At 46.5% G+C, this 10195-nt stretch carries 6 protein-coding genes and 1 pseudogene; 1 reads left to right on the top strand and 6 read right to left on the bottom strand.

Features of this window, described 5'->3' with window-relative positions:
• Positions 1–231 precede the first annotated feature (231 nt).
• The 3 genes from JGK36_RS32045 to JGK36_RS32035 form a co-directional block, all read right to left on the bottom strand.
• A complete protein-coding gene (locus JGK36_RS32045) occupies positions 232–1977 on the bottom strand; it encodes a diflavin flavoprotein (protein WP_293199177.1) in 1746 nt (581 codons plus the stop codon).
• Positions 1978–2325: 348 nt separating this feature from the next.
• Entirely contained in the window at positions 2326–4053 is a 1728-nt protein-coding gene (locus tag JGK36_RS32040; RefSeq protein WP_293185758.1) for a diflavin flavoprotein, read from the bottom strand.
• A gap of 414 nt (positions 4054–4467) precedes the next feature.
• Positions 4468–6564 (bottom strand): GAF domain-containing protein, encoded by a 2097-nt coding sequence (locus JGK36_RS32035; RefSeq protein ID WP_293199174.1) that lies wholly within the window; start codon positions 6562–6564, stop codon positions 4468–4470.
• Between the two features lie 318 nt (positions 6565–6882).
• On the opposite strand from JGK36_RS32035, the gene JGK36_RS32030 reads away from it, so the two are divergent.
• Positions 6883–7782, top strand: a complete 900-nt coding sequence (locus JGK36_RS32030) for a pantothenate kinase (RefSeq protein WP_293185755.1) — start codon at positions 6883–6885, stop codon at positions 7780–7782.
• A 434-nt stretch (positions 7783–8216) separates the two neighbouring features.
• On the opposite strand, the gene JGK36_RS32025 is transcribed toward JGK36_RS32030, so the two are convergent.
• The 3 genes and pseudogenes from JGK36_RS32025 to JGK36_RS32015 form a co-directional block, all read right to left on the bottom strand.
• Entirely contained in the window at positions 8217–9023 is an 807-nt protein-coding gene (locus JGK36_RS32025) for an alpha/beta hydrolase (protein ID WP_293185754.1), read from the bottom strand.
• A gap of 158 nt (positions 9024–9181) precedes the next feature.
• A complete protein-coding gene (locus JGK36_RS32020; protein ID WP_293185753.1) occupies positions 9182–9637 on the bottom strand; it encodes an NUDIX hydrolase in 456 nt (151 codons plus the stop codon).
• A 69-nt stretch (positions 9638–9706) separates the two neighbouring features.
• A pseudogene (locus JGK36_RS32015) lies at positions 9707–10006 on the bottom strand (peroxiredoxin); the annotation flags it as partial.
• Positions 10007–10195 lie beyond the last annotated feature (189 nt).

Genomic DNA, 10195 nt, shown 5'->3' with positions numbered 1-10195 from the left:
CAATATTTGCCCTCATGGCAACGTTCTGAAACTTTACCAAAATGGGATATCACGATTATCCCATTTTGACTGGTATTTTATTTGTCCGCGAGTCCCTAAGGTGCGGTTTAATTGTCAGGATAGCATATATAAAACTACCAAAAGGCTGGCTAAGGTATGTTGTTGCGCTTCAGCGCTCTTTCCGGATCTTAGGAAAGAGCGCGCTGAAGCGCAACTACGTACCTATGCAGCTTAATAATGACTCCCAGATTTCCGGTAGTGCACGGCTGTCACCCCGTCATTTTTCAACAAATGACCGCTTTCAACCGCCGCATAAACCACCCAGTGATCCCCGCATTCCATCCGACCGATCACTTCGCATTCGAGATAAGCTAAAGCTTCAGTCAAAACCGGACAGCCGTTGCTAGCTTCTGTTGTTTCAACTCCGGCAAATCTGTCTTCTCCCGGAGCAAAGTTTTTCATGAAATACTTCCGCAACTGTCGCCCTTCTGCTAAGATGTTGAGCACAAATTTATCTCCGGCGTACATCAAAGCTTCGATCGATCGATCTTTAGCCACCGCAATCGTCAAACCCGGAGGGCTAAACGTGGCTTGCGACACCCACGAAGCCAACATCGCACTCGTGACATCCCCGCGCCGCGCCGACAGTACACACAGGGAACCTACCAATCTTCCTACAGCTTGTTCCGTGCGATCGCTCCCACCAGTCAACTGCGGTTTCGGCGCCCGCAATTTTTGCGACTTAATCAAGGCTTGAGCAAAATCCGTTCCCGCTTCTTTGCACTCGTGAATCGTCGCAGCCGTCGGCTTAAACTTGGCTCGAATCGGCTCAAATCCAATCCGATAGCCAGCATCTTTTAATTTTCCTTCCACTAAGTCGATCGCCTCGCCACTCCAGCCAAAAGAACCGAAAACCCCCGCTAATTTGCTTTTAGTTGCTGTAGACAACACAATTCCCAAAGCCGTTTGAATTTGCGTCGGTGCGTGTCCGGCTAGCGTCGGAGTACCGATGATAAATCCGGCACATTTCTCGATCGCCTCTTGAATTTCTCCCGGTTCGGCAAATTCGCAATTGATGCTTTCTACAGCAACACCGGCCTTCGTAATCCCTTTGGCGATCGCCTGCGCCAAAGTAGCAGTATTGCCGTAAGCCGAAGCATAAATCAAAGCAACTGTCAAGTCTTTTGAATTTTGTTGTTGGCTCCATTCCCGATACAAATTGCTCAATTCGTGGAGGCCGTAACGGACGATCGGCCCGTGACCGGGAGCGTAAAATGCTGTTGGCAAATCAGCTAATTTATCCATTGCTGTCAGCACTTGTTTCGCCTGAGATGCGTGCAGGGAATCGTAATAATAGCGCCGATCTTCGCTGTAAACGCTCCAGCCTTCATCAAATACTTGATCGCCGCAAACGTGAGAACCAAAAAATTTGTCAGTGAACACGATTCGAGTTTGCGGATCGTAGGTGCAAAGTTCATCAGGCCAGCGCGGAGTCGGAGTCGCCAGGAATTTTAATTTGTGACCTTTACCTAAATCAAGAGTTTCTTCACCCCGAACGATCATAATGTTTAACTCTTGTTCGGGAAAAGCCGATCGCAAACCAATAGCCGCCGGATTCGTACAAACAAAAGCTACTTGTGGAGCCAATTCTAACAAAGCTTTGATCGTGACGGATCTGTTAGCATTGAAATGCCCCAAAATTATGTAATCCAGCATTTTCAAGTCCACCCGTTTCTGCAAAGATTCCAGATAATTTTGGGTGAAAGATTCTCCCGGCGGGTCGAACAAAGCAGTTTTGTCAGCTTGAATGAGATAGCTGTTGGCTGTTGTCCCCCTTTGCAGGGAATATTCTACTTCAAATTTTAGTCTGTCCCAAGTGCGCGATCGCACTGCTGCGGTATCTGTGGCAATTGGGACAAACTGCACGTCGCGGGGTTTGGTATTAGATGCGAGTCTAGGAGTCAAAGTATTAGTCATTAATTGCACCTATCTATATTAAGTTTGCAAGGGGGAAACTGTTGATTTTGTGAATGAGATTTTTTTTATTAACCGCAGAGGACGCAGAGGACGCAGAGGGAGAAAGGAAGAAATACAGTAGCATCGTCCTGTGTTTAAATGTAGGGTGCGTCAGCAGATAGTTGATGATTAACTCGAATAAAACTTCGGCTGACGCACCTTACTAATACCTTTGGAGTGTGTTGACTCAGACAAGAAAGACAAAAAACTCGAGGGTTTAATTTCTCTCTTGCTTTTGACAACACTCAACAGTCAACTGACAACTGACAACCGTCAACTGTCAACTGTCAACTGTCAACTGTCAACTGACTAATAGTGATTGCCGACTTTGCGGTGGTGAACTGCCGGCAGTGCTTCGGGATTGGAGACGCGGCCGCTATCGACCGTAGCATATACGATATGATGATCCGAAAGTTCCATCCTGCTGACCACTTCGCATTCCATGTAGGCCAAAGCATCGGTCAAAATCGGAGAACCGTTGGTAGCAGGTTGAGTTTTAACTCCGGCAAATCGATCGGCACCTGGGGCAAAACGCTTCAAAAAGTGCTTCATCAAGCTTTGATAATTGCCTTCTTCCAGCACGTTGAGTACAAACTTATCACCCGCGTGCATCATCGATTCGATCGCCCGATCCTTCGCAACTGCTATAGTTAAACCCAGCGGTTTAAAGCTGGCTTGCGTCACCCAAGAAGCCAACATCGCACTGCTAACCTCGCCTTTTTGAGCAGTAATAATGTACAATCCGCCGCTGATGCGTCCCAAAGCTTTATCAACATCGCTATCCAGGGATTTCATCTGTTTGACAGCCTTGTCCCGCGACAGCCACTGTCCCAAGTCGGTACCGGCTTCGTCGCAAACTTGATAAATCGCTTCCGTCGGCGCTTCTTTAATCAAAATGTTGGGAAATGCTTCTTTCAAACCCAACTCTTTGAACTTGTTTCGCAGCGGATAAATCGATGCGTCATCGCCACCGCCGGATTCGCACAAACCGAAGGATTGTTTGTTGTTAGCTGCAACTAAAATTGTGTTAATAGCAGCTTCGGCATTCTCCGCAGCAGCGCCATTACTCGGTGGCGAACAAATCACAATCCCCGCAGCGCTACCGACAAGTTCCCGCACTTCCTGCAATTCGGCGGTTTTCAAGTCCATCATTTCTACGGCGACACCGGTTTTGGTAATCCCGTGGGCAATGGCTTGGGCGAGGCGATCGCTAAATCCGTAATCAGAAGTGTAAAATACCGCTACAGTGGTTTCTGCCTTAGCTTGTTCTTGGCTCCACTTTTTGTAACGTCCGGTAAGTTCCACCACATTGTACCTGAGCAGCGGCCCGTGACCGGTTGCCACCGTACCGATTTCTCCCAACTCGGCCATCCGCTTCATTGCACTCAGTACCGATCGAGCATTTGGAGCCATCAAACACTCATAATAAAAGTGATAATCCTCCTCAACCGCCGCTAAATCGTCATCATAGGTACTGTCAGAACAGTAGTGCATCCCGAAAGCATCGCAGGTGAACATCACCTGAGTTTTGCTGTCGTAGCTGAAAATAGTATCAGGCCAGTGCAAATTCGGCGCCGACACAAATTCGATAACGTGGCCGTTTCCTAAATCTAGTTTGTCCCCATTTTTGACTACAAGTCGCTCAAATGGCTGGTGTATCAGGTTTTCTAAAAATTGAATTGCTACCTTCGCCCCCACGACAATCGCCTGGGGTGCCAAAGCCAGCACATCTTTCACCAAACCGCTGTGGTCTGGTTCAGTGTGGCTGATAATTAGATAATCAATCTCTTTCGGGTCAATTTCCCCCTTCAGAGTGTCCATATATTGCTGGCGAAACTTCTCGTGCGAGGTATCTACGAGGGCTGTTTTTTCGCCGCGAATGATGAAAGAGTTGTAAGTTGTACCGTTTTTGAGCCCGAATTCGATGTCAAAACGGTCTCTATCCCAGTCCAGGCATCGAATTGCCGTTGTATCAGAGGCAATTTCGACCTTTTCCACCGTCAATCTGCGTTGGACTCGTTCAGTCAGGGCTACCATACTCTGCCTCCTTGTCTGTTATCCATTACCTTATTGTTTCCATTCTGACACGTTTCTTTTGTAAATCTTCATAAAATTTCTTATGATGCTGTTAAGTAACTTCAAAGTTATTAATGTTTGAGTTGGGCGATTCCCTACCCGATAGATTCGCTTCACGCCAGTTTTTGCACAAATCTACCGATCGGGTCTTGACAAAATTATGATTTTGCCGATCGAGCTAAAAAAAAATACACGCACCCGCGACCTCAGAAACCCGGTTTCTTCGTATATTTCTCGTTCCCAACAAAAAACTCGTAGAAACCGGGTTTCTAGCCGCTCATAGGGCGGCCCTGAAACTCTCCGAAGTGTTGTTACGTTGGGGCCAACGATCGAATTTTATTGTGGGAGTTCTCGGAGGAAATAATATGACAAATCTTATCCCTTCTGATTAGTAAGTGGTAACTCCACAATCAACTCAGTGCCTTCACCAACCTGACTGACGCACCGAATCCGCCCGCCGTGAGCTTGTACAATTACCTGATAGCACACTGAAAGCCCCAAACCAGTACCTTTTCCTACAGGTTTAGTCGTAAAAAACGGGTCAAAAATCTTGTCTTGAATGTGCGCCGGAATGCCACTTCCTGTATCGCGCACAGAGATTGTTACCCAGTCCGGCTCGCTTTGCCAACTGCGGATCGTTAATTCTCCCGGTTTGTCGGCCCAGGCGATCGCATCTAAGGCATTGTCAATCAAATTATAAAATACTTGGTTGATTTGACCGGCATGACATTTGACTGGCGGCAGATTTCCGTATTGCTTGTCAATTTTTATATTTGATTTTAGTTTATTTTGCAGCATCAATAAACTGCTTTCCAAACCTTCATGCAAATCCACAGCTTTAAATTCTGCGTGATCTAAGCGAGAAAAATTTCGCAGCGTCATCACGATCGCTCTAATCCTGCTGCTGCCTTCCCGCATCGAATTGAGCAGTTTGCCAAAGTCATCTCGAACGTAATCGAGTTCTAGTTCTTCATTGATTCTGACAATTGCCTCCGCTGCTTCTGGGCAGGCATTCCCGCACAATTCTAGAGCTTCGTTTAAGACTTTAAAATATTCTTGAGCGTGAAACAAGTTAGCGTGAATGAAATTGTTGGCATTGTTGATTTCGTGAGCAATTCCCGCTACCATTTGCCCCAAACCAGACATTTTTTCGCTTTGAATCAATTGCTGCTGCGCCGATCGCAATTCTTGCATTGCGGCTTGCAATTGCTGGGTTTGAGCTTGAGATTTGACCGCAGCTTCTCGGACTTGGCTGTAAAGTTCTGCTTGCTGAATCGCGATCGCCATTTGGTCGGCTAGCTGCGACAGCAACTCCATTTCTTGGCGCTGCCAATTTCGCGTATCGCCGCACTCGTGAGCAATCAGCAAACCCCACAGTTTACCGGGAAATTTTACAGGACTTCCGGCTGTAGCGAGTAAATTTTCTTCGCTACCGGATGTAACAATGGGTACGATCAGATTAGCTTTTACCTGCAAGCTGTCTAAGAAATCAACGTGACAAGGCTCTAAACCGGCATTAAAAATATCATTAATTGCTTTGACTCGCCCTTGCTGGTAAAGATCGGCGTAATTTCCCCTAAAACACTTATCTTCCCCCATATCTCCTAGAATAGAAGGCCAAGGAACTGTCATATCTTCAACGACAACTTTTCCTTGCCAGTTATCTTCAAACTGGTAGATAATTACCCGATCGCACTGCAACCATTGGCGGACTTCTCTCACCGCTGTTTGCAGGATAGTTCCCAGATCCAGGGTACTGCGAATTTGGTTGCCAATCAGTCGCAGCAGAGATTCTCGTTCGGCTTGACGGCGGGTTTTGCTGTAGAGTTTGGCTTGATTGATCGCGATCGCCAATTGCGATGCTACCCCTTCTAACAGTTGCCGTTCCCAATCAGTCCATTCCCGTTCGCGATCGCACTGATGCAAGCCAATTATGCCATTCACTTCACCTTGATAGCGAGTAGCGACTGCCAGCATTGACTTAATTTCCAAAGTCTCGGCAATTTTTCGGGTTTGTGCATTTAACCCCGGAAAATCCAGAAACTTCGTCAATGCTAGCGACTCTTGTCCAGACACGACTGCGGCCAAGTGCGGGTTGTCAGTAATCGGTACTTTCATCCCCAGTTGTATGGGATAGTCTCCCGCGTTGTACTCTCCCCGCGTGACTAACGTTTTTTCTGTATTGGATTCTTTGACTAAAATACTCGCGCGGCTGCACTGTAGCGCTTGCCCCAGCAATCGGCACGCCGATGTTAAAATCTGTTCTATATCAAGGGTGCTGCGAATTTCGTTATTAATTTCGTTGAGCAAGTTTGATAGCTGAACTTGCTGCTGCATCTGCACGATGATGGCTTTTTGTTGGTCTACTTCCGGCAGCGAAAGACCTTCTTCTTGATTCCAGTTACCTGATTCAGGCAACCGCGCAGTCAGTCTCTGCCAGGGGGTTTCTTGTTGTTGTATTTTTAAAGACATATTTACTCAGCACTTGTACAGTATTTTGATAGACTCTGGTTGTTTACACATTTGCTTACCCCGCCAACAGCAGATCGTCGCTACCACGAATTTAGGACGATATTAAAACATTATAAATGATATATCCCGAGCATAGCAATTATTTGCTTTACAAATATTTATAAATAATAATTATGGTCAAGGAGCCGACAATACTAATGAGGCACGCGCCATCTTTTTCGTCAGATGTCAATTAGAGTTAACCGTCCCCCTAAGCGAATAAAATTAATCTAAAATCTATCTTTAGTGATAATGTTTGCGCGCGATCGATCGATGAACATGAAAAACTCAATTGCCGACAATTTTTGTCCGGGATCTGGCACTGACAACCCGATCGCTGGATTGACAGGTAAAAGCCTGGTTAAAATAGCTTTGGCGATCGGCAATTCGCGGTTGCACTGGGGATTATTTAAGGGCAGAACTTTGGAGAGAACATGGGATACTGAGCATCTCAAAACTGATGCTGTTTCCCGGCTCTGTGAGGCAGAAAAAGCGGAATATTTGGTGGAAACGGTGATGAGGTCGATCGAGCAAATATCAGCTCAAAATCTGCTTTGTCTTCCTGCTACTCCCGCTGTGTCTAGTCCTCACACACTTTCTGTAGTGCCGCCACCTTTAGTTTTGGCCTCAGTAGTTCCCCAGCAAACAGCAATTTGGCAGAGTTATCCTGAAGTCCGAATTATTACTTTAGACCAGTTACCGATCGGGGGACTCTATCCTAGCCTGGGGATTGACAGAGCTTTAGCTTTATTGGGTGCTGGCAACCAATTGGGTTGGCCAATTTTACTGATAGATGCTGGTACAGCTCTAACATTTACTGGGGCTAATGTCAATAGGTATTTAGTCGGGGGTGCCATCTTACCGGGTTTGGGTTTGCAGTTGTCCTCGTTAGGGAAAAAAACCGCTGCATTGCCCTCAGTAGGCTTACCAGAAAATCTGCCGCGTCGCTGGGCTACAGATACTGCTGGGGCAATTCAAAGCGGGGTTGTATATGCGGCGGTGGCAGGAGTTAGGGATTTTATTGAAGATTGGCGGAGGTTGTTTCCGAATAGCAAAATTGCAGTCACGGGGGGCGATCGCATTTTGTTATTGAAATACCTGACCGCACTATTTCCCGATACGGCTTCCTCGGTAATTGACGCACCAGAGGCTATTTTTTGGGGAACCGTGGGATTTTAGATTTTAGATTTTAGATTTTAGATTGAGGGATTGGGGGATTGACCAATTGATTGAGATTTGATGTTGAAGAATTGGTAATGATTGATTCCGTACAGGTTTGGAACAGGGGCATACGGTTGTATTTTTTTTGAATTCATATTAGTTTGTTAAATGTTGACGGCGACCAATTCTTTGCAATCAATCGGAATGGGAATAATAAGAACAGAAAAAATCTGCCTCAATCAACACAGTGTTAAACGCAGCAACTGGCTCTATTATGCAGGTTAATGTTTATTAGGCACGTTGTTGCGCTTAAGCGCTCTTGCATATTAGGCACGTTGTTGCGCTTAAGCGCTCTTGCATATTAGGCACGTTGTTGCGCTTAAGCGCTCTTGCATATAAAGAGCGCTCAAGCGCAACAACATACCTTTTTAAAAGGTGTACCAATGACCAATTCATTTGGCAAACTGGCGAATATAGCGAGCAACAATATCCGGGACTTCCTGCGGCAAATTGATGTCTCCCGGACTGACAGATTCCAGTTCGGCATTAGGAGCCAGAGCGGCATAGGATTGACACAGAGACAAAGCTGCGGGGGTATCTTCAGAACCTTGCAAAACCAAAACAGGCGCTTTCAGCAAGGCCAAATTCTCATCAACTAACTCTGCTATAATTTCAGACCGCCGCCGCCCGAACAGCAACTGCACGGCAACTGGGGACTGCATCAACTGCTGTCTCAAGTTTAGCAGTCTGTCAATCTGCTTTTGACCCCCCAGCAACTTAGCAATTGGATAGATCGATCGCAACAACCAGTATGCCAACGGAGGTTGAGCTATCAGCCAGCTAGCCGTCTGCCACCGCCCCCCCTGGTTGCCAGCCTTGACGCCTTCTGGGGCTAACAACACTAAACCCTGAACTCGATCGGGATATTTGATGGCGTAGCTAGCAGCCACCCAGCCGCCCAAAGAGTCACCAATTAAATAAACCTCTTGCAGGTTCAAAGCATCGAGGTATTGGGCGAGACATTCTACTTCCAGATCGATCGAATAATTAACATTTGGGTGTTCCGAGTCGCCAAAGCCCAGCAAATCTGGTGCGAAGCATTGGAAGTCCGGGCTCAAAAGCTCGATCGTCCGCAGCCACTGACTGCCGTCGCCCCAAGAACCATGCAAAAATACTAAATTTGGGCCTCTGCCGACTTCGCGCCAGAAAATGTGTCCTAAAGAGAGTTTGACCCGAGAATTGCGTAACGGTGAGTACATCCGGTTTAATATTCAGCAATAAAAAGATTATTAAATTAATGTTCAGATATCATAAATTAAAGCATGGAAACATTAAAAATTAATTCCCTACTAATAAAAGGTAGCTTGTTAAGGTGAGGTAATTCCCAACGTTGCTCAAATGTAGATGCCCTGAGAATTTACGCTAAAGTTGTCAGGCCTTGAAAATAGTTCTGCAAGTGTTCGCCATTATCATGGCTAAGCTGGTCTTCCGGCAGCGCAGTCGGCAAAAAAGCCTCCACCTCGCTGATTTCAAGCGAATCCTGAACTTGCATCTTGCCCTGCACCTCTGCTTCCACCACGATACAAATCGAGTGCAAGCGAGGATCTCGATCGGCAGCCGAATAAACGCCCACCAAGCGACGAATTTTGACTAAATCGAGTCCTGTTTCCTCCGCCAATTCTCGGCGCACTGTTGTCGGAATATCCTCTCCCCAATCCACCATACCTCCCGGAAGTGCCCAGCGACCGTTGTCGCGGCGTCGAATTAACACTATTCGCCCGTCAGGTAACACAGGAATCACGGCGGTACCAGTGACGGGATGTCGAAAAATCAGACCCAGCACAGTCTGTACAAATTGCCACAATCTACGCATACACTCAAAAGCTTGTTTAGGGGAAAGTAATTTTAGACCTGCTATCTCGCAGATTTGGGGTCAGAATTATTATATTCTTCTTTCAGGCAAAATGTCCGGCAACTGTCCTAAAATCTCCGCTGCGTGAGATTCTGGTTTGACTTTGCGCCAAACATTTTCAATCCTACCATTAGGGTCGATCGCGAAGGTCGATCGAGTAATGCCCATAAATTCTTTGCCCATAAATTTTTTGAGTCCGTAACAACCGTAGGCGGTTGCCACTTCGGCGTTTGAGTCGCACAGCAAGGGAAAAGGCAGTTGATATTTAGCTGCAAACTTGGTGTGAGATTTTGCCCCGTCTGTACTGACACCGATCACTGCAATATTTCGCGACTCGTAGTCCGATCGCTAGAAATCGTTTTATTGGAGTAATTCCGAGTCAACGGGAGCAAATTAAAGCTCATAGCCATAGCCGTCACTCCTATGTAGGGCTTGCTGAATAATTGATTGCCAACCAAGAGCAGGAGCGATCAATATATTCAAGCTTGGTTAAAGATAAGTTTTTTCTGTATCGAGTCG

Source organism: Microcoleus sp. PH2017_35_SFW_U_B (genome assembly GCF_020737865.1).
Classification (GTDB): domain Bacteria; phylum Cyanobacteriota; class Cyanobacteriia; order Cyanobacteriales; family Microcoleaceae; genus Microcoleus.
This window is presented reverse-complemented; position numbering and strand designations above follow the sequence as displayed.